This window comes from Pseudoalteromonas sp. S554 (assembly GCF_005930865.1).
GTDB lineage: Bacteria > Pseudomonadota > Gammaproteobacteria > Enterobacterales > Alteromonadaceae > Pseudoalteromonas > Pseudoalteromonas marina.
Genome location: NZ_PNDV01000064.1, coordinates 22,759 through 49,568, shown reverse-complemented (window position 1 = coordinate 49,568; position 26,810 = coordinate 22,759). Strand labels below are relative to the sequence as shown.

The following is a 26,810-nucleotide window of genomic DNA, read 5'->3' as shown; positions in this document are numbered from 1 at the left end:
TATGCGCAAACAGGAAACTAAATAAGCATGCAAAAACAACAAGGTAAAGCGAATGTTACGTGGGCGGCTTTTATAGTTGTGGTGTTATCTATTATTGTGGGTAATGCATTTTTGGCATTAAATACAATTCAAGGGTTAACCCAAACACAAAAAAGCTTAGACAACACTAGCATGCTAAGTTCCGCAATAGAGCAATTGCATTTATCTATTGTACAGGCCGAGTCTGGGCAGCGTGGCTATTTATTAACGGAAGAAGATGATTACCTTACACCTTACTTCGATGCAATTGGCCAGTTAGAAGCACAAACAGACCATGTTAAATCACTGCATTCGGAAATTGATGGTCAGTCTGAACGAATAGCCCAGCTGCTTGTTTTAGTACAAAGTAAAATTAAAGAGCTTAAAAAAACAGTTAACTTAGCGCTTGATGACAAAGAGCGCCGTGCTTTAGCTATTTTAAATACCCACAACGGCCGAGAGCTTTACAAGCAAATTCGTGAACGCGTTAATGATATTCAAGACCGCGAACTACTGTTTAAAGTGAGCCATTTTTCAAAGCTTGCTCAAATCAAAAACGAGGCCAAAATTACGTTTGCGATTACCGCTATTACTAGTGCAATACTGATTATAGGCATGTTTGTAATGACACGCTTAAACCTCAGAAATGCCGCTCAATATCGATTTGACCTTGAGAAACAAAACGAAACATTGGCTAGTAAAGTATCTGAACGCACGCAAGAGCTAACCTTGTATTCAGACGAGTTAAGCAGAAGTAACCGGGAGTTGGAAGAGTTTGCTTTTGTGGCAAGCCATGATTTGCAGGAACCTCTTCGTAAAATTCAAGCATTTAGTGACCGGTTAGAAACCATGTTCAAAGATGATTTAGGCGAAAAAGGCTTAGATTATATTGGCCGTATGAAAAACGCCGCACAGCGAATGTCGAACTTAATTAACGACTTGTTAGAGTTTTCGCGTGTTACTACGCGTGGTAAAGACTTTGATGATACTAACTTAAACGAAGTAGTTGACGATATTCTTAGCGACTTAGAGATTGCAATAAAAGAGTCAGATGCACAAATTGAAGTGGCAGAGTTACCTGTTATTCAAGCAGATAAAAGCCAAATGCAGCAACTTTTTTTAAACTTACTCTCGAATGCAGTTAAGTTTAGACGCCCAGATGTGAGTCCGCATATAAAAATTAGTTACGAACATGAGGCTATTTTTAATGAAGATCACAATGCGGAATTAAGCTTTCAAGTAATTACCATAAAGGATAATGGCATAGGGTTCTCTCAAGACTATGCTGATAAAATATTTGTACCGTTTCAGCGTTTGCATGGTCGCTCACAGTATAAAGGGACAGGTATTGGTCTTTCTGTGTGCAGACGGATTGCAGAGCGCCATGGCGGTACTATTACAGCTCAAAGTAAAGACGGTGAAGGTGCAACCTTCATTATAAAACTACCAGTGGAAGCTGCGCTTTTCACTTTGCAAGGAGAGGCTTAAATGCCCTACACAAAAGTTAAACCAATTACTATTTTAATGGCAGATGACGACGAAGATGATCGTTTATTAACGCAAGATGCACTTGCTGAAAGCCGAGTACTTAACGAGCTGCACTTTGTAGAAGATGGTGTTGAATTACTTGAGTATTTGGAGCGCAAAGGAAAGTTTGCTGATAAAGAAGTATCGCCGCGTCCTGGGCTAATTTTACTTGATTTGAACATGCCAAGAATGGATGGCCGCGAGGCGTTAGAGGCGATTAAAGCAAACCCAAATTTAAAAGGGATTCCAGTTGTTATTTTAACCACATCGAAACAAGAAGAAGATATGGTTAAAGGGTATAACTTAGGTGCAGCTTCTTACATTACCAAGCCTGTTACTTTTGATGGCTTAGTTGATTTGATGAAAACCCTTGGGAAATATTGGGTTGAGTTTGTAGAGTTGCCAAGTACGTTTAACGATTAATGGAGATAGTATGTTAGATAAAGTGACTCAGTTGCTACTTGTAGAAGACGATGAAGATGATTACATACTCACCTGCGACTATTTGGAGCAATTAGACTCACATACGTTTAACGTTCAATGGGTAAGCTCTCCAGAGCAAGCAATAGAAACGCTAAGTAAAAACGAGCACGACATTTGTTTGCTTGATTACCGCCTTGGGGCATCTAATGGGCTCGATGTTTTAAAAGAAGCGATAGCTAATGGCTTTAGCGGGCCTATTATTATGCTTACGGGGCAATCGGATGATGAACTAGATTCTGCGGCACTTGACGCTGGAGCTGTTGATTACTTGATTAAAGGAGAAATGAGCTCAAGCCGTTTTGCCCGTGCAATTCGTTACGCCCTTGCCCGAAAAGATGTAGAGGGGGAGCGCGTAGAGCGCTTAAAAGCGGAAGCTGAAAACCGCTCAAAAGACCGTTTTTTAGCACATTTAAGCCACGAGTTACGTACACCGCTTTCATCAATTTTAGGTTACACAGAATTGTTAATGCAAAGCGACTTTAGTCAACAAGCCGAAAACGAGCTAGGGGTGATTTACCGAAATGGTAAACACTTACTTAGCCTCCTTAATGACGTATTAGACTTATCGAAAATAGCCGCAGATAAACTAGAGCTCACACCTAGTGAAGTAAACCTCGATAGCATGCTTGCAGATGTATACACGTTAATGCGTGTATCGGTGCTTGATAAAGGGTTAGCACTTAAGTTTGAATCAGACCAAGCGCTCCCGCTAGTTGCCCGCCTTGATGCGACGCGTGTTCGTCAAATACTAATAAATTTAATTAATAACGCCGTTAAGTTTACAGATAAAGGCGAGATAGTTGTTAAGGCTTGGACGCAGCATGTTGACGGCACAGAGATGCTCTTTTTTAGCATTAAAGATTCAGGCATGGGGATTGCACCCGAAAAGCAGCAACTTATTTTTAAACCATTTGAACAAATAGCCGATGTAGAGTCGCGTTCAGTTGGCGGTGCAGGTTTGGGCTTGGCAATATGTGCCGAGCTATTGTCTCGTATGCAGGGCAATATAAGTTTGCATTCAGAAATAGGCAAAGGGTCGACCTTTACTATTTCGGTATACCCAGGTGACATAAGTGATGTTGAGCGACAAGTGCTCAACTTTAGCAGTGCCCCACAGTTACAAAGTAAATTAACACCCACTAAAGTACACGGGCGAGTACTGGTTGTTGATGATTTGCGCGATTTACGAATGCTGGTAGGGCATATGATCAGTAGCTGCGGTGCGCGAGTAGACTACGCAGAGCATGGCCAGCAAGCACTTGAAAAAGTGCGTATAGCCGACGCCTATAAAGCGCCATACGATATTATTTTTATTGATATTCATATGCCAATAATGGGTGGTAAAGAAGCAACCATTGAGCTTAGAAAAATGGGCTACAAAGGACCAATAATTGCGCTTACAGCTGCCACAATGAAAGGCATACATGAAGAGCTTGCAGCACTTGGTTTTAATGACGTAATACCAAAACCAGTTGACAGCAGTGCACTATATCAATGCCTTCAGGATTACTTAGTTTCGCCTGAAAATGCGCCTCAGGCAAAAGATATTCAAGTCAAAGCGCTAAGTGAAAAAAGGCAGCGCTTTTTATTGGTAGAAGATGATGACGATGCTGCACAAATAACCCAGTTGCTTTTAGAAAGCTTAGGAGTAGAGACGGTTATAGCGTCAAGCTGTGCGCAGTGTTTGCAAATACTTAACCACGATCAGCAATTTGATAAAGTATTGTTAGATATGCATTTACCAGATGGTAGCGGAATTGACTTAGGTGAGCAGGTTAATGAACGATACCCTGAGCTGCGATTAGTTATTGTAAGTGGTGCGGAACCTGATCCTACAGAGATAAAAGATTTAAATATTGATCGTGTTTTATTAAAGCCTATTAATTTAGGCTTATTAGAAACACTTATAAGTTAAAGCGTGAGGTTTAAATTATATGCAGTTTATAACACTAGACTCTGAAAGATTAACGCCTTCAAAAGTCGTCTGCGTTGGCAGGAATTATACGGCCCACATTGCAGAGTTAAATAACGAAACTCCCGATGAAATGGTGTTATTTAATAAACCTAACAGCGCAATTACACACACTCTAAGAGCTCAGCATAATGGCGATGTTTTGCACTACGAGACAGAGTTATGCTTTGTAGTAAAAAACAGAAAATTTGTAGGTGTTGGTCTTGGGCTTGATTTAACAAAACGCACCGTACAAAGTAAACTAAAAAATAAAGGATTACCATGGGAGCGCGCAAAGGCGTTTGATGGCTCTGTTGTTTTTAGTGAGTTTGTTGCATTAAGTGGCAGCGCACACGACTTTACGTTTGAGTTAAAAATTAACGGCCCCGTTATTCAGCAAGGCGATACTCACTTCATGCTAAATAAACCAGAGGCTATTTTACAAGAAATCAGCGAGTTTATGAGCTTAGACGATGGTGACGTAGTCATGACTGGTACGCCTTCAGGTGTTGGTGAAGTGGCTGAAAACAGTACTTTTTCTGTTGCTCTGTACGCTAATGAACAGTGTTTGATTGAGCATCAGTGGCAGGTAGCTTAAAGTTAATAACCTGCTGTTGATAGTGTTTGTTGAAGTCAGCAAAACTAGGGTTTAAAAAAGCATGCTGGCTTTTTATGTACTCAGGTGACTGTAAAATGGTTGTTTTTAATGCATTGTTAATCCTTTTTATTGCTTGAGTTGCAAAGTTATTTTTTGCTTTTACAGCACAGCCCACGGCACCTCGTATAAAGCCAGTCTCTTTTTCAGCCAAAGGGATACTGGTTATGTTATTAAACCTTCCTTGTTTATTAAAGTAGTCAGCCATAAATGGGTAATCAATAGAGTAGTCTAAAAAGCCACGGCTTAAGCGCGCAATCACGGCTTGGCTTTCGTTTTCGCTACTCCAGCTAAATGACGAGCTATTATTAAGTTTTGTATTGCTAATAATTGTGTTTATTCTATTTGAAAATTTGCGTGCCGCGGCTTGGCCGTAAATGTAGTTTTGATCGGCTAATAAATTAATTAAATTAATTGGTAAGCCGTGTTTTTTTGTTAATTTTGGGGCTAATTCTGTGGTTGTTAATACGGAGAATGGCGGGTAGACAGTGGTTGGGTTTGATAGTTTGAGTATGTGATTATCTTGTTTTCTATAAATAACACATGGAAAGCATACATTTTTACCTTCATTTAAATATTTATTTATACGCTGCTGTGGCACAACAAGCCGTGTATGCTTTACATCAGTAATTGTGTTAATTAGTTGCTCTGTTAAGTTGTCACAAAGCCCACCTTGTGGCGCTTTATCGCTTTTAGTTATGTGAAAAGGAGGTGTGTAACTTTGTAGCCAAATTATTTCTTTAATGGGCTCTGCTTGCTTAGTTTTGCCAAGTGCTGTGAACGATGAAAATAACAAACTAATTATTAATACGCGTTTTACCATTGCATAAACTTTCTTTAAAAAGTAATACTTTTAGTATAGATAGTAATTAACAATAATAAACAATCATTTTTTATTAGTTAAAAAAGCAGGTAGTGATTTACCTGCTTTTATACCTTTTAAAAAACTAAAGTTAGTAAGGCATAGGATAGTTTTTGAAAATAGTCCCTATGCTCGTTAAGGTTTCGTCGTTTAAAGTGATATTAAAAGCGTCTATGTCTTCTTTTAACTGCGCCATAGTTGTGGCGCCAATTATAGAAGACGTTACTCCATCTACCTGATTACACCACGCAAGAGCAAGTTGTGCTGGCGTCATATTGTTTGCATGTGCAAGCTCTGCATATAGCTTGGTTGCTTGTTGGGCATTAGGGGTATCTCTAAAAATACCATTACGTTGTGCGAAGCTCCACCGCGAGCCTTTAGGACGAGCACCCTCTAGGTATTTACCTGTTAGCAAACCGGCTGCTAAAGGTGACCAAGGTAGGTAAGCAATATCTTCATGTACACATTGCTCAATCAAATAAGGCCAATCTTTAGCATGAGCTAAGCTAAATTCATTTTGAATCGACACCATGCGTGGCAAGTTGTGCTCTTTTGCCAAACTTACAAATTGGCTGATCCCCCAAGGTGTATCATCAGAAAGTCCGCAATGTTTAATTTTGCCCGCTTTAACACAGTCGTTAAGGCCTTCTAAAATATCAAGCATGCCAGCTTGGTGAGCTTGTGTATCTACATCACTAAATTTAAGTATTCCTGGCCACTGCCTTGCAAAATGCGGTGTTGAACGATTAGGCCAATGTAATTGGTACAAATCAATATAATCGGTTTGCAAGCGCTTAAGGGAATTATCAACCGCCTCTATAACTGCTTGGCGGGTTATATCGCCACCCTCTCGTACCCACGATAGGCCATTACCCGCTACTTTTGTTGCCAGTACTATGTCGCTTCGTTTTTGTTGATTACGAGAAAGCCAGTCGCCAATAATTTGCTCTGTTTTACCGTAGGTTTCAGGCGAGGGAGGTACGGCATACATTTCAGCTGTATCAATAAAATTTACGCCACGCTCTAATGCATAGGCTATTTGATCGTCTGCGTCGCGTTGAGTGTTTTGAACGCCCCAAGTCATACTGCCTAGACAGACTCTTGAAACGTTAACCCCGCTGCTACCAAGTGGGCTGTATTGCATAGGAATTCCTTATGACTCGTCTTGTGCGTATTTTAGTAAGGCTGATAAAAGTGGTTCTGTAATGGGGGCTTTTGCACCCGTTTTAAAATCAAACATCACTACTTTTGATGTGCCCGTGGTGGTTATCGCACTTTGTGCGTGACTAAATACACTGTAATTCATTACAAACCGGTCGGTTTTAATATCTGAAATAGTGACCCCAACAGTTAGAGTGTCGGGAAAGGTAACGGGGCGCTTATAGCGAATAGTATTTTCACTTATAACAGGGCCAACTCCACCGGGTTTAATGGTGTCGAATAAGTTTAGTTTATTTAAAAAGTCTATTCGGGCTATTTCAAAATAACGCAGGTATACCACGTTGTTAACGTGCTGAAGGGCATCCATGTCGGCCCATGCTACAGTGATGTCGGTATGAATAGGGTGATTATCTTTGAACCTTTGCATGTACTTATAGCTCTTAACTTTAAAGCACTTAGATTATCAATATGAACTAGTGAGCTCAAGGGAATTTATAATTAGGTGGTTTTAAAAAACTTTGTAACCAATTGATTTTGGTATACAGTTAAAAAACACACACAGGAGCACACACATGCAAAATATAATTAATTGGTTATTAGCTAGTTTAGTTTTTATAGCGTCGTTTACCTGTTATGCAATGGGTAACGCCTCTGGTGCTATTATTCTTATTTTGGCAGGGTTCTTTTTTGAGGTTTTGCTTTGGCTACGAAGTATGAAAGAGCAAGAAAGCACTAAACGTCTTTTTTAATTGCCAGTGAGCTTGATTATAAATAGGGATTACATAATAATGACTGTATAAATAAACAGTCTTTATTGTGGTGATGAAAAAGTTTATACACATAGATATGGACTGCTTTTATGCGGCGGTAGAAATGCGAGACAACCCAAAGCTCGCAAATGTACCGCTTGCTATTGGCGGCAACAGTCGGCGTGGCGTGCTATCTACCGCCAACTATATAGCCAGAGAGTTTGGCGTGCGCTCTGCGATGTCTAATTACCATGCTAAGCAATTATGTCCCGATTTGGTTATTGTGCCCGGACGTATGGCTGTTTATAAAGAAATATCGAGCCAAATACGCGAAGTGTTTAGTCGTTACACCCACCTTGTAGAACCACTCTCTCTTGACGAAGCATACCTTGACGTTACTGACAGCAAAGCGTGTAAAGGCAGTGCTACACTCATTGCTCAGCAAATAAGAGCTGATATATACAACGCAACAGGGCTAACCGCTTCTGCAGGTGTGGCCCCAGTTAAATTTATTGCCAAAATAGCCAGTGACGAAAATAAGCCAAATGGCCAATTTGTTGTACTGCCTGATGAGGTTGACCCATTTTTAGAACAGCTGCCGCTAGGAAAAATTCCCGGTGTGGGTAAAGTGACATTAGAGAGATTAAATCTTAAAGGGCTTTATACAGGGAAAGATGTGCGTGAAAAAGGGGTGAACTGGATGCAGCAACACGTTGGTAATTTTGGTGTGTCGCTTTATCAAAAATGTGCGGGAGAATACATTGGTAGCGTTTCAACCGAGCGAATACGTAAGTCTTTAAGTGTTGAGCATACCTACGAATACAATAAAACCAGTCTGCATGAATGCTTGGATCAGATCCCTAGCTTAATAGATGAATTAACGCGTAGGCTTGATAAGCAACAATTACAAAATCGTATTAATAAATTAAGTGTAAAAGTGAAGTTTGCTAATTTTGTGGTGACCTCAGCCGATCAGGCTTATCATCAATTAAATACCGAAATTTTTGTTCAGTTACTTACTAAAGCGTATCAACGTGGTTTGCAGCAACCAGTTAGGTTATTAGGCATTGGCGTCGGTATTAAAAGCCAGCCTGAGCATAATTTACAATTGAGTATTTTGGATTGATGCGTGACGCTTTTACAAAGCGTTTTAGATAAATTAAACGCTTATCGCATCTTACTGGTCTTCAATATACAAATCGACGATAATAAAGGTCTATGTTTTTAACAGGATCTGTATTTATGGCATACCCTAAAGCTGTGTTAGCCCAATTAACAAGCGCTAGTCTTGAATGTGCATCACATGACGCACTGATCATCATAAGTGATGACTTTTCTAAATTACCTAATAATTCTCTTCGCGATGCCGTTTTAGCTCAGTCAAAAATTGATGCGCGCATTGGCAAGCAGGTAACCTTACTTGTTATTGAAAATAAGCGTGTAATTTTAGCGCCAACGGGGCCGCTAAATAGAGACTACGACGATGTTCGTCGTTATTTTGATGCCGCTAAACTGGCAATCAATGAAGCCAAGTTATCAGGTAGTGTTAATCCAGCCTTGTTTTTACCAAGTTTGTCAGGCGATAGCCGTTATCAGCATGCGTTAGAAGTTTCATTTTTAGGTATGTGCCAAGCACTTTGGCAGCCTTTAGAAGCGCGTGAGTACCACGGCGAAAAGATTGAGCCGATAGCCACTATTGGGTTAATTAATGCCAGTTCACAAACAGTTAAATCTGTTAATGCTATTGCGGCTGGCCAGTACGCTGCTCGTGATTTATGTGGTACCGAGCCTGAGCGCATGGCGCCACCTCGCTTTGCTGATTACTGTGTTGATTTATTTAAAGGCACAAATATAGCCGTTGATGTAATAGACGATATTAGGGCTATTGATAAAAATTACCCCATGTTAAGTACTGTTGCGCGTGCATCTTATGCGGTTGAGCGTCATCATCCACGAGTTGTGAAGCTTGAGTATGTGCCTGAGGGCGAAGTTACCCGTACTCTTATGTTTGTTGGTAAAGGCCTAGTTTACGATACCGGCGGTGCAGATCTAAAAGTGGGTGGTTATATGGCGGGTATGAGCCGTGACAAAGGCGGTGCGGCCTCGGTTGCAGGGTTTATGAAAGCCGTGGCTGACTACCAACCAGAAGGTGTGAAGGTTATTGCTTACCTAGCGGTTGTGCGTAATTCAATTGGGTCTGACTGTTTTGTACCTGATGAGATAATTACAAGCCGCGAAGGTGTACGCGTACGTATTGGTAACACGGATGCTGAAGGGCGCTTGGCAATGGGGGATCTACTAAGCGAAATGAAAGATTTAGCTAAAACAGAGGTTAACCCTACATTATTTACCGTTGCAACGCTTACAGGTCATGCCGCAAGAGCAATGGGTCCTTATGGTGCCTATGTAGAAAATGGCCCAGCAAGGCTTGCTAAAGTTTCGCGCCAAATTGCTGATTTTGGCGATTTATGGGCTGATGGTGCAGAAGTATCGCGATCGCGCCGTGAAGATTACGACTTTATAAAGCCACGTACGTTGGCGGATGATGTGCTTTCAAGTAACAACGCAGCTTCTGCAGTAACGGCACGTGGTCACCAATTCCCTATGGCGTTTTTAGCTGTTGTTGGCGGGTTAGACAAGCACGGAACAGACTCTACACAGCCGTTGCCATACGTGCATATGGATATTGCCGGTAGTGGTGTTGAAGGTGGTGATTGGCAACATGGCAAACCAACAGCCGCATCTGTTGCTAGTTTATTTGCCTGTTACTGCTTATAAACAGTTAACTACTTAAATGAAAAGCCCTGTTTAACAGGGCTTTTTTTTACTTAGTTTAATTTGAATCGATTAACAATAGATGAAAGCTCCGTACTACTTTGTTTAAGCTTGTCACTGGCACTATTGAGTTGCTTGGTATTATCTAACGATTGCTCAGTTGATTGAGATAAATCGTTTATGCGCAGGTTCACCTCATCTGCAGCTTGAGTTTGCTGCTCTGTTGCACGTGCAATTTGGCTGTTCATTTCAGTGATAACAGATACGAGTCGTTCAATTTCATTGAGTGAGTTATTTGCAGAGGATGCCTGTTCAACGGTTGAGACAGAAAGCGTTTGGCTGGCTTTAACTGCGTCTACAGCCGCTCGGGTACCTTCTTGTAGTTTACTGATCATTGATTGAATTTCGTCAGTGCTTTGTCCTGTTCTACTGGCAAGCGTACGTACTTCATCGGCAACGACTGCAAATCCCCGACCATGCTCACCAGCACGTGCGGCTTCAATCGCAGCATTAAGCGCGAGTAGGTTTGTTTGTTCAGAAATACTTCTAATTACATCCAGTACAGAGCCTATGTTTTGACTTTCATTTGCTAAGTCTTCTGTTACACGACTTACTGTCTCGATGTTTGCCGAGAGCGTTTCTATGGCGGTTATTGTTTCTGCGACTACGTGTTTACCCGTTGATGCGTTATGTGCCGCATCATTAGCGGCTTGCTCTGCGGCTTCTGCGTTGCTGCTCACATCATGTATTTGATGGGTCATTTGCTCCATTGCCGCTGCAACTTGTGTCGAGCTGTCGTTTTGTAGCTCTATGAATGATTGGCTAGTTTTTGTTGAGTCATCAACGGTATGGGCGTGTTCGTTAACATCGTTTGCGCTTTGCGATACATGTACCAACGATTCACGCATTTTTGAAACAAATAAATTAAATGAATGTGACAGCTTCGAAATTTCATCGTTACCTTCTTCATTTAAAGTGCGGGTTAAGTCACCTTCACCCTGCGAAATATCTTTCATCATGTTAGCGGCAAGTCGCGTGGGTAGTAATACACTGCGTCCTATAAAGTAACTAAACACAATAACAGCTATGATCATCACTACGGCGTTTAAAATAATAAGGTTACGTTGAGACGAAAAAGCAGCATCTATGGTATCTAAATATACACCTGAGCCAATTATCCACTGCCATTGGTTAAACCCTTTTACAAAGGCAACTTTATCAACGGGTTGTTCTTCACCGGGTTTTGGCCATTTGTAAGGAATAAAGCCTTCGCCATCTTTTTTAGTAATATTAACCATTTCAACAAACAACGCTTTACCGTCTGGATCTTTATTGTTAGTTAAATCTTTACCTTCAAGGGCGGGTTTTATTGGGTGCATTACCATTTCAGGTTGGTAGTTGTTTATCCAAAAATAATTAGTTTTGTCATAGCGTAAAGCACGAATTGCATTCATTGCTTGCGTTTGTGCCTGCTGCTGTGTGAGTGTGTTGTTTTGTTCAAGTGTGTGAAAGTGTTCAATAATACTATAAGCAGTTTCCACTACATTTTGTGTTTTTAGGTATTGTTCGTATTTAAGGGCTTTATATTGGTTGTTTAAGCTAGAAACACTCAATACAATCAAGCCAAAAATAACAATGCCAACCAACATAGCAAAACGCTGAAAAATACTAAAACGTCGAAGATTAAGCATGTGCGTATCCTTTAATTATTTGCACAAAAAAGTGCATCAAATAAGTTTAGTAAAAATATGCGTTTAATCTAGGGCTAGTTTATATTTCGAGGTTAAATTTAAAGCTGTATTTGAGGCATTTAACTAAGGCTGAGTTTAAGACTCTTTTTAAATAAAAAAGGCTGATTAAAAATCAGCCTCAATAAGTTAGTTACTGTTTGTTATTTAACATCAAAATGACGGTTAAAGAAATTTGTAATAGTTTGGTGTAAATGAGTTTGAACTTGCTTACCGCGCAAGCTATGTTTTGAACCTGGGTAGGTCATCATTTCAAACTGTTTTTCACTGTCTTGTAGTTGTTTAAATAGTTTAGTTGCATGAGTAAACAATACATTGTCGTCTGCCATACCGTGATAAATCATTAGTGGTCCCTTAAGACCATCGGTATATGGAAATACTGCGCTGGCTTCATACCCTTTTGCATTCGTATCAGGGTGACCTAAATAACGCTCTGTGTAATGAGTGTCGTATAATGCCCAATCAGTTACCGGAGCACCTGATACACCGGCAGTAAAGTAGTCACCAGCTTTAAACATGGTCATAAGCGCCATATAGCCACCGTAGCTATGGCCGTAAATACCAATGCGTTTGGCATCTACGTAGTCAAGTGTACGTAAAAATTCAACGCCTTTAATTTGGTCTGCTACTTCAACGTCACCTAGGTTTTTGTATATAGCGTCTTCAAACTTTTTACCACGGTTGTACGAACCACGGTTATCAAGTTGAAAAATTACATAACCTTGTTGCGCCATATATTGAAAGTATAAATTTTTACTGCGCCAGCTGTTTGTAACGCGTTGAGCATGCGGGCCGCCGTATACGTTAACAATGACTGGGTGCTTTTTACCCGCACTCATATTAGTTGGCTTGAATAAGCGGTAATGCATTATTTGTCCATCGTCGGCTTTTAACGTGCCGTACTCAGGTGTTGCTAAATTGCTCAAATAAGGTGTAAGTGGGTGGCTGTTATCTAGCTTATTTTCTTCAAGCCAAGTAATAAATTCGCCGTTAACTTTACGCAGTGCTGCCGACTTAGGCTTATTAACAGAAGAACTTGTGTCAATAAAGGTTTTATTATCTTTTGCTAGCACTACGTTGTGGTACTGGCCTTCTTCAGTAATTCGTTTAGAGTCACCTTTTTTAAATAAAGGTGCGCTGTATAAGTGGCTTTCAAGTGGTGTGTCTTTTCTGCCAGCAAAGTACACAATGCCTTTTTTCTCATCAATGCCTTTTAGGCTATCAACAGCCCAGTCACCCGATGTAATTTGACGAACTAACTGTCCATTTGTGCGGTAAAGATAAAGGTGCTTAAATCCATCACGCTCAGAAGCCCACACAAAGTGTTTTTTGTCTTTTAAAAAAACGAGGTCAAAATGTAGGTTGATCCATGTATCGCTGTTTTCGGTTAGGGCTACTTTTTGCTTTTTAGACTCAGAGTCATAAAAGCGAAGCTCGAGTGTTTGTTGCGAACGGTTTTGCCATTGGTAAGAAAGTGTTTTGCTGTCTTTTAACCATTTAGCGCGTGCAATATAAATATCTTCGTCTTTACCTAAATCAATCCAATCAACATGTTGATTGTTTAATTTAACCACACCGAGTTGAATTTTAACGTTGTCGGTACCGGTAAATGGATAACGTTGATTAAAGAGCTTTACTTCGTCAGCGTATATTTCGTTGCGAATAGCTTCTTTAACAGGTGACTCATCAACACGTGTATAAGCAATTTTAGTTTCATCGCCCGACCACCAGTAGCCAGTCATGCGGCTCATTTCTTCTTGCGCTACAAATTCGGCCATACCATTTTTAATAACGCCGCCACCGTCTTGGCTTAATTGAATTTCTTTACCTGAATTAAGTGCTAACGCGTATAGGTTTTGTTCGCGTATAAACGATACATAGTTTCCTTTTGGCGAAAAGCGTGCATCGGTTTCAAATGCATCTGTGTTAGTTAGCTTTTTACTTTTAGCTGAGGCTAAGTCGTAGTAGTACAGATCGCCATTAAGCGGAAATAAAAGTGCTTTGCCATCGGTTGACCATGTGTATTCTAGAATACCTTTGCCAAAAATACGTTGGCGTTCGCGGCGTGCTTTTTCTTCGTCTGATAGGTTTTCAGGGCCAGAAAATAATTCGGCTGAATCGACCAATACACGATTAGTGTTATCTTCTAAGTTGTATTCCCACAAATCGTAGCGGTTGTAGTCGTCAGTTTTACCCTGTAGGTAAGTTACACGGCTTCCATCAGGTGAGAATTTAAGTTGAACGGGAGATTTACCTGATAGGCTTGGATCATCAAAAATGCGTTCTAGCGATAAAGGTTTTGCTTGAACGCTGATAGCGCCCACAATCAGTGGTACAGCGAGTGAGAGGTGTTTTATTTTTTTTAGCACAAGGTTACCTTAGCTCAGTATAAATATTATTTTGAATGGTAAAGCCAAGCGTGTGCAACTGCAACTAAATGCTATAAAGTAGCAATTATTAAAGATTAACAAGGAAAAACACAATGACAGATAGCGACTTTGAACTGGCCGTTGAACTTAAACGAGATTGTATAGAGTTAGCCGATTGGCCACTGTGCAAGGTGCTTTTATTAAACGATAGCCTGTACCCGTGGTTTGTATTAGTGCCTAGGCAAGCTGGTTTAAAAGAAATAATCGACTTATCTGAAGACGATCAAGTGGTGTATTTAAAAGAGTCTGCAAAACTAAGTAAGTTACTTATTGAGGTTTTTAACCCAGATAAATTAAACGTCGCAGCTTTAGGGAATATGGTGCCGCAATTACACATTCATCATATTGCACGATTTAAAACTGATAAAGCGTGGCCTGCGCCAATATGGGGTAAGTTTGCGGCAGTCCCTTACACTGAAGAACAAATAGAAAAAATAAAAGCACGTTTTTAAAAGCGAAAACATTTACACAAGTGAGGATTAACATGAAATTACTTAAAACCCTGAGTACTAGCTTATTTATTATTGCGCTATCGGGCGGTTATGTTACAGCTACTGAGCCGCTAAATAATACTGAGGTTGTAAAAAAGGCAGATATTAAGAACTTTGCTGCTCATAGCAACCTTGTGTATTCGGCTGCGCAGCCTAGTAAAGAGCAATTAAAGCAATTGTCTAAAGCAGATGTGAAGCACGTTATAAATTTACGTGGAGCAAATGAACAAGATTGGGATGAAGGCGAGTTTGTTCAGGCGCTTGGTATGGATTATCACGCATTACCTATTTCTGGCGCGCAAGATATTACAGTAGAAAATGCCCGCAACTTAGCCAGTTTACTTAAAAAGCTAAACGGTGAGCCAGTTTTGGTTCATTGTGCAAGTAGTAATCGGGTCGGTGCTTTAGTCGCTATATCAGCCCATGAAGACGGATTAAGCGTTGACGAAGCACTCGAAAAAGGAAGACGTTGGGGGATGAAAAGCCTTGAATCTAAAGTGCGTGATATTATAAGCAAATAAAAATAAAGGCGTTACAAGGTTAACTGTAACGCCTTTTAGTTTTAGTTAAGACCAAGTACGTCTTTACCTTGTTTAAAGGTCACATCTACAGGGATGTTTGCTTGGCTTAGTTTTTCTAAATCTTTGGTGAGAGACTCTTTAATATCACCATGGGTTGCAATCAGCTGGTCGACTTTTTGGTAATCGCCGTCACCTTGCAAAGTTAAAATTAGACGAGAAAGCTTCGCCATAGCAATACTCATTTTTTCCATATTAACGCGGTAAAAGCCTTCTTCATTTTTAGAAAATGCGCCTTCTTGTGCAAAAAAGTTAAAGCGAATCATATTCGCTTTACCGTGTGCACTTGATGCGCCAAAGCGCACTGAGCGGAAAATACCGGCCATAAAAGTAATGTAGTAATCTTCAATGGTTCCTTCGCTGATTTCGCCTTTGTTTAATAACTGCTCAACCATGTATAAACCTAAAATGTCGGCTTTACCTTCTTCAAGTGCGCTTGCGTGCTCTTGTAATGATTGGCGAACCGTTCCTTTACCCGTAATGGTATTTTTAATACCTAAACCATGCGCTACTTCATGGAACATGGTGTTTGCAAAAAAAGCATCAAAGGTAATGTGCTTTCGTTGTTCAGGCACGATTAACTGCTCTGAAATAGGCACTAAAATTTTATCAAATTTAGCGCGCATAGCATTTTTAAGTTGTAGGCGGCGCGTGCCTTTTTCTAACTGTACCTGTTCATCGTTAGGTAAGTTGATTGCAATGGTTTTGCTGCCCGCATTTGAATGACCTGCATAATAAACAACGTCGTAGGCATTTAAGTCAGCATCTGAACCAGGTACTTCGTGTTTGTATTTGTCATCAACAGGTAAACCTTTTTGAAGTTCAGGCAAAAAGGCTGCAAACTTGGCAAGACGTTCGCTCCACTTTAAATCTTTGATTAATACATAAGATTCATAGGCAGTACGATACCCAAATAGTTGATCTTCGTAAGTTTCAATTGGTCCAATAACAACATCAATGGGGTTGTTTTTCATGTCCATCCACGCAAAATCAGAGACCTGAAAGTCATCTTTTTGCAGCGCGTCCGCACGAAGATTTAAGTAATTTGCAAACTCTTTATTGTCGGCAAGTTTGCTGGCTTGGCGAAGAAGATCGGCTGCCTTTGCAAGTTCTGTTGCGTACTCTTTTGAGTAAGGCACGCTGTAAAGCTTGCCTTGTTCGTCGCGTTTGATAATTGAGTATAAGCCTGTTTTGTCTTCAACGTCTGCGTTGTTAAGCTCTTCTTTAGTTATATCCGCTGGGTAAAACTGCGCACCTAGTGGCTTTTCTTTATAGCCTGAAAGAAACGTTTCATCGCCATTTAAACGATCCCACGGGCCGTAGTTTATGTCAGCAAATTTGCGAATTTGTTGATCGGTTAGCTTTGCTAAAAATGTTTCTTTATCTTCACCAAATGCTTGTTTCCAAAATAAGGCATCCATTATTTTTGATGCATCTATAAGGATGGCAATCATTGCTTTTTGATTGTCACTTAAGTGTGATAAATCGCTTTGTAAGCTAAAGTCGGTGTATATATTTAAGCGTTGTTCATCAACATTAATAAGCTCAGGCCCCATTACTTTTACGGGTGTTTGCGATGTGGTCTCGGCAGGTGACGAAGGTTTATCTGAACACGCACTCAGAAAAACAACACCAGAGAGTAAAATGGCTTGGCTAATTTTATTTAAGATCATTATTTTGCCTATTTAAAAGTTAATTTAATGATAAGTAGATGCTTGTTGGGAGGCTCGTTGACGGCACGCTACTATATTGTGCCAGCATTAAAGCAAACCTAAACAGTAAATAGCAAGTATTAGGCGGTGTATGGGCAATAGTGTCGTTGAAAATGAGAGACAGAAATAAAGTTATAAAATTTTCTTAACTTTAACGGTAAGTTAGGCAATACTGATTGTAAGTTCATTATTATAAAAATTAACTGTTGTAGCGTGTAGTAATATTACAACTAAAAAGGATGACTGCTTTATGTCTACAGAGAATGCATTATTAACAATATTAGTTGATAGAATAAATAACGATACGCTTGTATTACCTACACTCCCTGAGGTTGCGATTAAAGTTCGCCAAGCTGCAGACGATCCTGAAGTTAATTTGATGCAAATGTCGGAAGTTATTTCACAAGACCCTTCGTTATCTGCTCGAATGATCAAAGTGGCTAATAGTGCAATCATGGGACGTGCGGTTAAGGTATCTACCTTACATCAAGCAGTCACCCGTATTGGATTGCGCCAAATTAAAAATATAGCGACAGCGATGGCAATGGAACAACTATTTGTTTCTAACAACGACCTTATTAAAGGCTATATGGGTAAGGCGTGGCAAAAAACATTAACTGTGGCGAGCCATTCCATTACGCTAATGGAGTTTTACTTACAAAATAATAAACGTACCTCGTTAAATCGCGACTCAATTACCTTAGCTGCCTTAGTTTATAATATTGGTGTGCTGCCTATCTTAACTGAGGCTGAGCGTCACCCTGAAGTGTTTGCAAATCCTAGCTTTTTAGCACATGCCATTCAAAAACTAAGTGGTAAAATTGGCTCATCAATCATGGATGCGTGGGAATTTCCTGCAGAGTTCTCCGATGTAGCACTAAGTTGGGCAGATCCAAGCTATAAACCAGAACAAATAAGTTATGTAGATTTTATTCGAATTGGGGCTATTTTAGAGGGGACTTTACAGGTATCTGATAAATCAGCTGCTTTACAAACGTATATAGATAAAGGTGTTATTTCATCTATGCAGTTGTTTTCAAGCGATGAATACAATGAAATGCTTTCAGATGTAAAAGACATGTTTAGCTAATTAAGCCTTAAATTTAGCGCAATAAAAAAGCACGATTTAATCGTGCTTTTTTATTGCTATTAAACTGTCGGTTATGGATTGGCTAAATCATCTGCATCACCTAAACCTTGGGTTAGCTCTTCTAGCAACTGTTTAATTTCTTCTGATGCTAAAATGAAGTCAGCATCAAGTTTTACTGCCATATCTTCTTTAGGTATGTCAGCGTTTTCTTCTTTCAGTGTATCTGAATAACTTAGACGTTTAATTGACCCATCATTTTGAAGCATGAATTTAACACGTTCTTGCCAATCAAGTGCAAGCTTAGTAACGCGTTTACCACTTTCAAGATGTGATTTAACTTCATCACATGACAAGTCATGGCCTTTTAATTTAACTTGCGCGCCACTATCATCAGCTTCTTCAAGTTCAGCGTCAGAACCAATTGCAAAGCCTTCAGGTGTGCTGAAGTTAGTTAGCCAATCGGTTAAAAATACATCAAGGTCATAATTTGCAAATGCAGGCACAACTGGAAGCGTACCTAACGATTTACGTAACAGTGCTAACAGCTCTTCAGCTTTATTAAAGCTTGCACTATTAACCACAACCCAACCGTTTTCTTGGTCAATAAATGCAAATTGTAAGCTCGACTTTTTAAATGCTTGCGGAAGTAGGGTGTGAAGAATATTTTCTTTAAGTTCGTCTTTTTCTTTCTTTTTAACGGGGCGGTTTTCTTCAGCTTCAATTTGATCAACTTTTTCGGCAACTAATTCGTTGATGACTGATGCGGGTAATACTTTTTCTTCGCGTTTAGCACACACTAAAATACTTTTTTGAGAGAAGTGAGAAAGTGCTTCGCTATGCTTTCCAAATGCTTTCGTCCAGCCAAACGTAGAGAGCTCTTGACCTGTGCAAGGACGAAATAGATCTTGTTCTAATGCTTTATCAAAGTCTTCTTGTGTGTACGAAACATCTTGTTTAAAGCGGTAACAAATAAGGTTACTAAACCACATAGGGGAGATAATCCATCTGAAAAATTTGCTCAATCATAGCAATAAAAGTCGCTCCTCGAAATGACTGATTAACGACTATTTGAATTAGCTTTGATTGAATATAGACAGAGGCTTAGCCATGTTTTTAGGAAATTGTATAAAATAGTGCAATCCTTGGCCAGGTTCGCTTGTCGCTTCAATTGAGCCGCTTAATGTCTGTTTAACTAAATTAAACATTATGTGAGTGCCCAAACCACTACCACCTTCATCTCGTTTTGTGGTGAAAAACGGATTGAATAATTTTTCCAGCTGCTCAGCGGTGACTCCGTTGCCGTTGTCTTTATAGTTAATGGTTAGGTTGGTTTCGTCACTTGTGATGTTAATGTCCATAACACCATTGTCTTTACCTTCAAAACCATGAATAAGCGAATTAACGATGAGATTAGTAAATATTTGGCTTATGGCGCCGGCTGGCAAATTTAATACTAGGTCATCAGGGCATTGTAGATTAATAGTGTGCGATGTTTTTTTCAATTTAGGGTGAAGCGATCGAATTACTTCATTTACATAATCTTTAAAGTTTATGGTACGCACAGCTTCACTGGCTTGGTCTACAGCAATTTGCTTAAAACTTGCAATAAGGTCAGAGGCTCTATCTAAATTTGTTGTAAGCAAGCTTGTGCTTTGTTTGGCTTCGTTAATAAACTCTTCCAACGCCTTAGGGGAAAGTGTTTTTTCAGCATAGGCACTTTCTAACTTATTTAAACGCTCTTCTAAAAATGATACTGCAGTAACGCCGATGCCAATAGGCGTGTTTATGTCGTGTGTAATACCTGCAACGAGGCCGCCTAATGCCGCCATTTTTTCTGTACCAACGAGTCGCTCTTGAGCCAGTTTTAATTCATCAATATAGCGTTGAGATTCCGCTTGTTTGGTGATCAGTTCTTTTTCGGTACTGCGGCGAAGGTCTACCTCATCTGTTAATACTATTTTTTGTTTTTCTAATTCATATTTTTGCTGTTGTAATTCCATCATTGCTTGACTTAAGTTAGACGTTTTACGCGCAACATCCTGCTCTAATTGTATGTTATGTTGGTCTAACTTCTCGTTGCTAACAATTAATTTATTTTGAGTTCGTTCAAGCTCTTTTCTGTACTGAACCACCTTATCGATTAAGTTATTAAACGAGTGTTCCATTACCTTAAGCTCATTGTGTTCTTCGGTCTCAATTTCGATGTGTTGCCCTTCTAGCTCATCGAGTTGCAGGTTTTCAATTTGTTCGGTGAGCTGATAAAGCGGGTCGGTAAGTAGCTTTCTAAAGGCCATTAAAAATAAGATAATTAAAAATGTAGTCTTAATCATGGCATTACCAATCAAAAAGTAGATTGAAACCATTATTCTACTTAATACAACTTCTCGACTTGAAAATAACGTAACATCACCGACTTGTGTGGCTCGTCCTGAAAATTCGAATATGAGTGGGAATGTATACCCAAACAAGCCTGATTTAGAGTCTTCTAGCATGGCTTCTTCTTGGACAAGTTGCTGGCTATAGAGTTTATGAATATCTAAAGAGCGACCAAGTTGCGAAATAACTTCACCACTGTCATCACGCACTATGATCCCTTCTATCATGGGGATAGCGAGTAGCCCTTCTGCGGTGGTGATTGTTTGTTTTGTATTAAGCTCCCAAATAGCTCGTGTTAAGCTACGGCTGAAGGTTTTTTGTAAGGTTGCTAATTCATCTTTTATGTAATCTTTAGTGTTTAAATACTCAGCAAGCACCTGTCCGCATGTCACTACAAAGGTAAGCAAAAAATAGACCGATAACACACTGGTCAATAATCTTTTAGAAAGGCTTTTCTGTAGCATGAGAGGTCAACAATTCCTTGAGATATAATTAAGTATTTACACTACTATTTAAAATTTAGTCAATAAATGCTTAAAAACAAATAATAAATGATTTATTTTATGATAAATAAGGGCTGATTTTTGCTTTTGTTTGCCACATACTAACTGCTTAAGAGTGTTTGTATATTATTGATTAACTAGTTTTTGTTTGTTTTTTATACTTTCAAGTAATAATAAACTATCCCTTTTGGCTTGTTAAGTTTATTCAATAATAGATTGTTACAAAATGTGGACAAAAAGCCCAGGTATTATGTTGTAAATATAGGTACTATTGCACTGGGGTATGATCTTACCAACGACAACCGCCCTTAACGACATTAATTATGCTTATTTAGTAGTTTTATAATATGAATTTTTCTATTTTAGTGTGTGATGACTCAACAGTTGCACGAAAACAAGTAATCAGATGTTTGCAACAGTGTATAGATGCAGATATTCAGCAAGCTACAAATGGCGCACAAGCTATTGAATTACTGAAAACTAACCGCTTTGATTTGTTATGCTTGGATTTAACTATGCCTGAGATTGACGGCGTTGGCGTTCTTGAATACATAAAAACAAACAAGATTGAGTGTTTTGTACTTGTTATTTCTGCTGATATACAAGAGAAAATGAAATTACGTGTAGCTCAGTTAGGTGCTATCGATTTTATTAATAAACCAATAGATAAAACAAGAATGGACAATATTTTGCATAAATTTGGCATTCACTAGGTTTTTTTATATCGAAAAAGGCTGTTTTATCTTTTAATTTGCACTTGACAGCATAGCCTTTGTTAAGGCAGTCTTACCCCATGAAAACAATTAATCGCGTACTGACCATTATTATTACAACCACCATTCTTTCTGGATAGTGGCATAGGTCGGTGCAACAAATTTAAAGGCCTGTGTTCACTTAGAACACAGGCCTTTTTTCGTTTTATGGGATGAGGAACATAAACAATGCGCGTTTTAAAATTTGGTGGATCATCACTTGCCGACTTTGCCTGCCTAGAGCAGGTAGCTCATTTAGTTAAAGCACAATTAAAAGATGAAATGCTTTTGGTATTATCGGCGCCCGGTGGAATGACCGACTCACTAGTTGCTCTAGCGAGTTCGGCAGAACAAGGCCAAGACTTTAGCTCTTTATGGGAGGCTTTAACGAGTCGTTGTAACGAGCTAAAAGCAGCCGTGGAAAAAGGGTATGGCCCAATTGACCACTGGCCAAATTTTGAAGAACTAAAAAATAAGCTTGATGGTGTATCTTTAATTAAGTGCTGCCCCGATCAAGTGCGTGCGTTTGTTATAAGCTTTGGCGAGCGAGTAAGTGTGTCGCTTATGCAGCGCTTATTGAACTCACATAAAGCGGTTTATTTAGAGGCGACAAGTTGCGTTGCATCAACAGGTGGTTTTATTGATGCTGAAGTTGATTTAGTTGCAAGTAAAGCGCATTTTCAAGCGGCATTAAAAGAAAAGCCAGCCACGATTTATATCATGCCCGGTTTTACAGCAAGCAATGATAAAGGCGAGCTTACAACACTGGGGCGCAATGGATCTGATTACTCAGCGGCTATTGCAGCGGCGTGTTTAGAGGCAGATGTTTGCCAAATTTGGACTGATGTTGATGGTGTTTACAGCGCAGATCCTCGTTATATCAAAAAAGCCACTAAAGTTGACTTTTTGTCATACAAAGAGGCAATGGAGCTTTCTTACTTTGGCGCTAAAGTACTTCACCCAAAAACTATTTTGCCTTGTGCCAAAGCGGGCGTGCCGTGTGAAATAAAAAATACGCATAACCCTGATGCCCAAGGGTCGCTAATTGGAAATGACTTTTCATCAGACGAGCCCGTAAAAGCAATTTCAAGCCTGCAAGACTTAGCTATGCTGACTGTCTCGGGTCCAGGAATGAAAGGCAAAGTGGGTATGGCCTCTAAAGTTTTTAATGCGCTTGCTCACGATAACGTATCTATAGTGTTGATCACGCAATCGTCTTGTGAATTTAGCATTAGCTTTTGTGTACATGAGAGCGACTTAGCCTTTGCTTTAACTGCTTTACAAACAGCGTTTGAGCTTGAATCTCAAGCAGGTTTAATTGAGCCTGTTCAAGTACAGCGTAATTTAGCCATAGTAACGCTTGTGGGTGATAACATGCGCGCACATCGTGGTTTAGCCGCTAAGTTTTTTGCATCCCTTTCTCAAGCACAAGTAAACATTGTGGCAATTGCACAGGATTCTACTGAAAGTGCTATTTCAGCTGTGATTGACGGTGAGTTATGTAACGACGCAGTGAAAATATGCCATGAGAACTTTTTCACGCATGTGCCTTCAATTGATGTGTTTTTACTAGGGTGTGGCTTAGTAGGGCAAGAACTGATATCTCAATTAGAGCGCCAACAAGCATGGCTTGAAAAGCGTAACATTAAACTTAATTTGTACGGCGTTGCTAACTCTCGTCAGTTGCATCTTGATAGCGAGGGTATCGCCTTTAGTGATTGGCAGCAAAAATTAGCAGTATCAGAGCAGTCATTTGACCTAAAACTGGTTGAGCAATTTGTTAAGCAAAGTCATTTAGTTAATCCTGTGCTGGTGGACTGTACATCGTCTGATGCACTTGCAGCGCAATATGTTGACTTTTTAAATGCGGGTTTTCATGTTGTTGCAGCCAATAAAAAGGCAACAACCAGCTCATATACGTATTATCAAGATTTAATTGCTGCTACACAAAAAAATAACCGCAAGTTTTTATACGAAACAAACGTAGGTGCAGGCCTTCCTGTTATCGATAATTTGCAGTCTTTATTTGGTGCAGGAGATGAATTACTAGAATTTAGCGGTATTTTATCGGGCTCATTGTCATACATGTTCGGTGCTTTACAAGATGGTTTATCACTGTCAGAGGCAACCATTAAAGCAAAAGAAAGTGGTTTTACAGAGCCAGATCCTCGTGATGATTTATCGGGAACTGATGTTGCGCGAAAGTTGTTAATTATTGCACGTGAAGCCGGTATGAAATTAGAGCTAACCGACATTGAAGTAGAGTCGGTATTACCACAAGGGTTTGCCGAAGGAGACAGTATTGATGAGTTTATGGCAAAATTACCTAGCTTAGACGCTGACTTTAACGCACGTATTGAGCAAGCGGCAAGTGAAGGGAAAGTTCTTCGTTACGTTGGCACAATTAAAGAAGGCCACTGTAAAGTAGGTATTGAAGCGGTTGATTCATCACATGCGCTTAATGTTATTCGCGATGGTGAAAATGCGCTTGCAATTTTAAGTCAATACTACCAACCACGTCCTTTTGTAATTCGTGGTTACGGCGCTGGCTCTGAAGTAACTGCTGCAGGTGTATTTGCAGACGTTTTAAAAACATTATCGCGCTAGGAGTCGAAAATGATTGAAGTATATGCGCCTGCATCTATTGGTAATTTTGCAGTTGGATTTGATGCGCTAGGTGCTGCTCTTGCGCCAATTGATGGTAGTTTATTGGGGGATGTAGCACTTGTTAGCGCAGCCCCTTGTGATGAGTTTGTTTGTTCAGGCGAATATGCTCATAAATTACCAAGCGATGCGAAAGAAAACTTAGCTTATCAGTGTCTAGTGCACTTTAGAGCTCATGTCGCACCAGATATGCCAACGGTAAAGCTAGAGCTTAAAAAAAACCTGCCAATTGGTTCTGGATTAGGATCGAGTGCTTGTTCGGTGGTTGCTACATTTGCAGCGCTTGATAAGTTTGCAAAAACACAGTTAAGTCAAGTACAGCTAATTGAGTTGATGGCAGATTTTGAAGCCGTTGTAAGTGGCGGACGCCATTACGATAATATTACGCCGTGTTATTTAGGCGGTTTGCAGCTAACTGGCGATTTAATTCCTAATAAATCTATAGAACTACCTGTTGATGAAAACTGGTATTACGTTGCGGCGTTTCCAGGCTTTTCGCTTAATACAGCAAAAGCGCGTTCTGTTTTGCCAAAAGATCTTAGCATGCATGCAAGCGTTGAGTTTGCGCAGCGTTTATCCTCTTTTAGTAGCTTGTTATTAACAGCACGTTTTGACGATGCATTAAGCATAATGAAAGACGAAATAGCAGAACCTTACCGTGCACCGCTTATTACTGGTTTTAGCGAGGCGAAAGCAAGTTTACCCGCACTTGGAGCTGAGGTAGTTAGTATTTCAGGCGCAGGGCCTACCTTATTTACTGTATGTAAAACACTTGAAGCAGCCGAACAATGCGCTAAATGGTTAAAGGATAATTATATAAATGAGCAAGGTTTTTGCCATATTTGTAAGTTAGATAACGACGGCACGCGTCAATTAAATGTTTTATAGGATTAGAAGTCATGCAATTACATAATTTAAAAGATAACTCACAAAAAGTGTCGTTTGTTGAAGCAGTAAAAACAGGACTTGGACGTAACCAAGGAGTGTTTTTTCCTGAATCGTTAGCGCCCATGGCTGATGTTGACGCATTACTTGATATGGATTTTGTTACGCGCAGTAGCAAAATTTTATCCCATTTAATTGGTGATGAGTTGCCAAGTAGCACTGTTGCCGACATGGTTAAAAATGCGTTTAATTTTCCAGTTAAGTTAGTCGAGGTAGAAGAAAATACCTATTGTTTGGAGCTATTTCATGGTCCTACGCTGGCCTTTAAAGATTTTGGTGGGCGCTTTATGGCTGAATGCTTAGCGCAGTTTAACCAAGGTGAAAAAGTGACTATTTTAACAGCAACATCAGGTGATACTGGTGCAGCGGTTGCGCATGCATTTTACAATAAACCAAACATTGATGTGGTTATTCTTTATCCTAAAGGAAAAATTTCACTTGCTCAGCAAAAGCTATTTACTACCTTAGGTGGCAATATTCATTGTTACGCGGTTGATGGCAGTTTTGACGATTGCCAAGAACTTGTTAAGAAGTCGTTTTTAGATGATGAAGTTAAATCTACACTTGGCTTAAATTCAGCAAATTCGATAAACATAAGCCGCTTAGTCGCTCAGGTGTGTTATTACTTTGAAGCGATTGCACAACTGCCAAAAGAAAAGCGTGCAACAGCGCATATTTCTGTACCAAGTGGTAACTTTGGTAATGTATGCGCTGCAATGATTGGCGCTGTAATAGGGTTGCCAGTTGGAAAGTTAAGTGCAACAACCAACCAAAACGACACCGTTCCTCGTTTTATACTTGATAAAAATTGGTTGCCTAATGCAACGCTTGAATCGCTTTCAAATGCGATGGACGTGAGTAAGCCGAATAACTGGCCACGTGTGCAAACTATGTTGGACAACAACTGGTTTAGTTACGATAACTTTTACTCAATTAGTGTTGACGAAGAAAACACTCAAACGGTGATGAAAAATATTCATCAAACAGGGTATGTTGCAGAGCCACATACAGCAATTGCCTACCAAGGTTTAGTCAATAACCGAGCTCCGGGTGCTGCGGGCATCTTTTTAGCAACTGCACATCCAGCTAAGTTTAAAGAAAGTGTAGAAGGTATACTAAATATTGAACTTGATATGCCAAAGCCATTGAGCGACGCTTTGGCTAAACCATGTCTTGCAAGCGACATAAACGCCGATTACGACGCTTTGCGTAAAGAAATACTGGCTAAGTTAGCTTAAATATTAAGTAAACACGAAAGCGGCTATGGCCGCTTTTTTGCACATTTTAAACCGTGAAATAGCTTTTTTAATTAACTAATTAAATGTAATAAATAAAAAACAT

The 26,810-nt window shown here is 39.7% G+C and carries 22 protein-coding genes; 14 read left to right on the top strand and 8 right to left on the bottom strand.

What is annotated here, in order from left to right; translation table 11 throughout:
- Window positions 1–21: 21 nt before the first annotated feature.
- The 4 genes from CWB65_RS13980 to CWB65_RS13965 are packed head-to-tail and all read left to right on the top strand — an operon-like array spanning window position 22 to window position 4,577.
- On the top strand, window positions 22–1,506 hold the full coding sequence (locus CWB65_RS13980) for a sensor histidine kinase (RefSeq protein ID WP_096801178.1): 1,485 nt from the start codon (window positions 22–24) through the stop codon (window positions 1,504–1,506).
- Complete coding sequence (locus tag CWB65_RS13975) at window positions 1,507–1,968, top strand: response regulator (protein WP_008126515.1); 462 nt, start codon at window positions 1,507–1,509, stop codon at window positions 1,966–1,968.
- Window positions 1,969–1,978: 10 nt separating this feature from the next.
- Window positions 1,979–3,943 carry a response regulator gene (locus CWB65_RS13970; RefSeq protein WP_138740804.1) on the top strand — a complete coding sequence of 655 codons (1,965 nt, stop codon included), beginning with the start codon at window positions 1,979–1,981 and terminating at the stop codon, window positions 3,941–3,943.
- A gap of 19 nt (window positions 3,944–3,962) precedes the next feature.
- Window positions 3,963–4,577: a fumarylacetoacetate hydrolase family protein gene (locus CWB65_RS13965; protein ID WP_138740803.1), complete on the top strand. Its 615-nt coding sequence runs from the start codon at window positions 3,963–3,965 to the stop codon at window positions 4,575–4,577.
- On the opposite strand, the gene CWB65_RS13960 is transcribed toward CWB65_RS13965, so the two are convergent.
- The 3 genes from CWB65_RS13960 to CWB65_RS13950 form a co-directional block, all read right to left on the bottom strand.
- Window positions 4,534–5,457, bottom strand: a complete 924-nt coding sequence (locus tag CWB65_RS13960; protein WP_138740802.1) for an ABC transporter substrate-binding protein — start codon at window positions 5,455–5,457, stop codon at window positions 4,534–4,536. The two genes, CWB65_RS13965 and CWB65_RS13960, sit on opposite strands and share 44 nt — an antisense overlap.
- 130 nt (window positions 5,458–5,587) lie before the next feature.
- On the bottom strand, window positions 5,588–6,640 hold the full coding sequence (locus tag CWB65_RS13955) for an aldo/keto reductase (RefSeq protein ID WP_039038417.1): 1,053 nt from the start codon (window positions 6,638–6,640) through the stop codon (window positions 5,588–5,590).
- A 9-nt stretch (window positions 6,641–6,649) separates the two neighbouring features.
- Window positions 6,650–7,084, bottom strand: a complete 435-nt coding sequence (locus tag CWB65_RS13950; RefSeq protein ID WP_006793666.1) for an acyl-CoA thioesterase — start codon at window positions 7,082–7,084, stop codon at window positions 6,650–6,652.
- Window positions 7,085–7,229: 145 nt separating this feature from the next.
- Here CWB65_RS13950 and CWB65_RS19885 point away from each other — a divergent pair, with 145 nt between their 5' ends.
- The 3 genes from CWB65_RS19885 to CWB65_RS13940 all read left to right on the top strand — a co-directional run bounded on the left by CWB65_RS19885 (window position 7,230) and on the right by CWB65_RS13940 (window position 10,184).
- The gene (locus CWB65_RS19885) at window positions 7,230–7,406 is read left to right on the top strand and encodes a hypothetical protein (protein ID WP_006793665.1); all 177 of its coding nucleotides are present in this window, start codon (window positions 7,230–7,232) and stop codon (window positions 7,404–7,406) included.
- Window positions 7,407–7,479: 73 nt separating this feature from the next.
- A complete protein-coding gene (gene dinB / locus CWB65_RS13945) occupies window positions 7,480–8,532 on the top strand; it encodes a DNA polymerase IV (protein ID WP_138740801.1) in 1,053 nt (350 codons plus the stop codon).
- 116 nt (window positions 8,533–8,648) lie between these two features.
- Window positions 8,649–10,184, top strand: a complete 1,536-nt coding sequence (locus CWB65_RS13940) for a M17 family metallopeptidase (protein WP_138740800.1) — start codon at window positions 8,649–8,651, stop codon at window positions 10,182–10,184.
- Window positions 10,185–10,234: 50 nt separating this feature from the next.
- On the opposite strand, the gene CWB65_RS13935 is transcribed toward CWB65_RS13940, so the two are convergent.
- A complete protein-coding gene (locus CWB65_RS13935) occupies window positions 10,235–11,872 on the bottom strand; it encodes a methyl-accepting chemotaxis protein (RefSeq protein ID WP_006794285.1) in 1,638 nt (545 codons plus the stop codon).
- 200 nt (window positions 11,873–12,072) lie between these two features.
- Entirely contained in the window at window positions 12,073–14,298 is a 2,226-nt protein-coding gene (locus CWB65_RS13930) for a S9 family peptidase (protein ID WP_138740799.1), read from the bottom strand.
- 113 nt (window positions 14,299–14,411) lie between these two features.
- On the opposite strand from CWB65_RS13930, the gene CWB65_RS13925 reads away from it, so the two are divergent.
- Both CWB65_RS13925 and CWB65_RS13920 read left to right on the top strand, forming a co-directional pair.
- Complete coding sequence (locus tag CWB65_RS13925) at window positions 14,412–14,810, top strand: HIT domain-containing protein (protein ID WP_008126549.1); 399 nt, start codon at window positions 14,412–14,414, stop codon at window positions 14,808–14,810.
- A gap of 32 nt (window positions 14,811–14,842) precedes the next feature.
- Window positions 14,843–15,370 (top strand): protein tyrosine phosphatase family protein, encoded by a 528-nt coding sequence (locus CWB65_RS13920; RefSeq protein WP_138740798.1) that lies wholly within the window; start codon window positions 14,843–14,845, stop codon window positions 15,368–15,370.
- Between the two features lie 41 nt (window positions 15,371–15,411).
- Here CWB65_RS13920 and CWB65_RS13915 read toward each other — a convergent pair whose 3' ends face one another.
- Window positions 15,412–17,100 (bottom strand): DUF8614 domain-containing protein, encoded by a 1,689-nt coding sequence (locus tag CWB65_RS13915; RefSeq protein WP_138740797.1) that lies wholly within the window; start codon window positions 17,098–17,100, stop codon window positions 15,412–15,414.
- A gap of 289 nt (window positions 17,101–17,389) precedes the next feature.
- On the opposite strand from CWB65_RS13915, the gene CWB65_RS13910 reads away from it, so the two are divergent.
- A complete protein-coding gene (locus tag CWB65_RS13910) occupies window positions 17,390–18,229 on the top strand; it encodes an HDOD domain-containing protein (protein WP_138740796.1) in 840 nt (279 codons plus the stop codon).
- Between the two features lie 71 nt (window positions 18,230–18,300).
- Here CWB65_RS13910 and rdgC read toward each other — a convergent pair whose 3' ends face one another.
- Window positions 18,301–19,218 (bottom strand): recombination-associated protein RdgC, encoded by a 918-nt coding sequence (rdgC, locus tag CWB65_RS13905; protein WP_006794279.1) that lies wholly within the window; start codon window positions 19,216–19,218, stop codon window positions 18,301–18,303.
- 84 nt (window positions 19,219–19,302) lie between these two features.
- Complete coding sequence (locus CWB65_RS13900; protein ID WP_010557802.1) at window positions 19,303–21,069, bottom strand: ATP-binding protein; 1,767 nt, start codon at window positions 21,067–21,069, stop codon at window positions 19,303–19,305.
- Window positions 21,070–21,455: 386 nt separating this feature from the next.
- Here CWB65_RS13900 and CWB65_RS13895 point away from each other — a divergent pair, with 386 nt between their 5' ends.
- The 4 genes from CWB65_RS13895 to thrC all read left to right on the top strand — a co-directional run bounded on the left by CWB65_RS13895 (window position 21,456) and on the right by thrC (window position 26,707).
- Window positions 21,456–21,821: a response regulator gene (locus CWB65_RS13895; RefSeq protein WP_006794277.1), complete on the top strand. Its 366-nt coding sequence runs from the start codon at window positions 21,456–21,458 to the stop codon at window positions 21,819–21,821.
- 228 nt (window positions 21,822–22,049) lie between these two features.
- Window positions 22,050–24,467, top strand: coding sequence for a bifunctional aspartate kinase/homoserine dehydrogenase I (thrA, locus tag CWB65_RS13890; RefSeq protein ID WP_138740795.1), 2,418 nt, complete (start codon window positions 22,050–22,052; stop codon window positions 24,465–24,467).
- Window positions 24,468–24,476: 9 nt separating this feature from the next.
- Window positions 24,477–25,412, top strand: a complete 936-nt coding sequence (gene thrB / locus CWB65_RS13885) for a homoserine kinase (protein WP_008132165.1) — start codon at window positions 24,477–24,479, stop codon at window positions 25,410–25,412.
- 11 nt (window positions 25,413–25,423) lie between these two features.
- Window positions 25,424–26,707 (top strand): threonine synthase, encoded by a 1,284-nt coding sequence (gene thrC, locus CWB65_RS13880; protein ID WP_138740794.1) that lies wholly within the window; start codon window positions 25,424–25,426, stop codon window positions 26,705–26,707.
- Window positions 26,708–26,810: the final 103 nt, after the last annotated feature.

Coding starts and splice junctions, on each gene's coding strand:
- thrA (WP_138740795.1), top strand. CDS start 22,050: ATGCGCGTTTTAAAATTTGGTGGATCATCACTTGCCGACTTTGCCTGC.
- CWB65_RS19885 (WP_006793665.1), top strand. CDS start 7,230: ATGCAAAATATAATTAATTGGTTATTAGCTAGTTTAGTTTTTATAGCG.
- CWB65_RS13975 (WP_008126515.1), top strand. CDS start 1,507: ATGCCCTACACAAAAGTTAAACCAATTACTATTTTAATGGCAGATGAC.
- CWB65_RS13970 (WP_138740804.1), top strand. CDS start 1,979: ATGTTAGATAAAGTGACTCAGTTGCTACTTGTAGAAGACGATGAAGAT.
- thrC (WP_138740794.1), top strand. CDS start 25,424: ATGCAATTACATAATTTAAAAGATAACTCACAAAAAGTGTCGTTTGTT.
- rdgC (WP_006794279.1), bottom strand. CDS start 19,218: ATGTGGTTTAGTAACCTTATTTGTTACCGCTTTAAACAAGATGTTTCG.
- CWB65_RS13920 (WP_138740798.1), top strand. CDS start 14,843: ATGAAATTACTTAAAACCCTGAGTACTAGCTTATTTATTATTGCGCTA.
- CWB65_RS13950 (WP_006793666.1), bottom strand. CDS start 7,084: ATGCAAAGGTTCAAAGATAATCACCCTATTCATACCGACATCACTGTA.
- CWB65_RS13935 (WP_006794285.1), bottom strand. CDS start 11,872: ATGCTTAATCTTCGACGTTTTAGTATTTTTCAGCGTTTTGCTATGTTG.
- CWB65_RS13900 (WP_010557802.1), bottom strand. CDS start 21,069: ATGCTACAGAAAAGCCTTTCTAAAAGATTATTGACCAGTGTGTTATCG.
- CWB65_RS13895 (WP_006794277.1), top strand. CDS start 21,456: ATGAATTTTTCTATTTTAGTGTGTGATGACTCAACAGTTGCACGAAAA.
- CWB65_RS13940 (WP_138740800.1), top strand. CDS start 8,649: ATGGCATACCCTAAAGCTGTGTTAGCCCAATTAACAAGCGCTAGTCTT.
- CWB65_RS13965 (WP_138740803.1), top strand. CDS start 3,963: ATGCAGTTTATAACACTAGACTCTGAAAGATTAACGCCTTCAAAAGTC.
- CWB65_RS13915 (WP_138740797.1), bottom strand. CDS start 17,100: ATGATCTTAAATAAAATTAGCCAAGCCATTTTACTCTCTGGTGTTGTT.
- CWB65_RS13960 (WP_138740802.1), bottom strand. CDS start 5,457: ATGGTAAAACGCGTATTAATAATTAGTTTGTTATTTTCATCGTTCACA.
- thrB (WP_008132165.1), top strand. CDS start 24,477: ATGATTGAAGTATATGCGCCTGCATCTATTGGTAATTTTGCAGTTGGA.
- dinB (WP_138740801.1), top strand. CDS start 7,480: ATGAAAAAGTTTATACACATAGATATGGACTGCTTTTATGCGGCGGTA.
- CWB65_RS13910 (WP_138740796.1), top strand. CDS start 17,390: ATGTCTACAGAGAATGCATTATTAACAATATTAGTTGATAGAATAAAT.
- CWB65_RS13955 (WP_039038417.1), bottom strand. CDS start 6,640: ATGCAATACAGCCCACTTGGTAGCAGCGGGGTTAACGTTTCAAGAGTC.
- CWB65_RS13925 (WP_008126549.1), top strand. CDS start 14,412: ATGACAGATAGCGACTTTGAACTGGCCGTTGAACTTAAACGAGATTGT.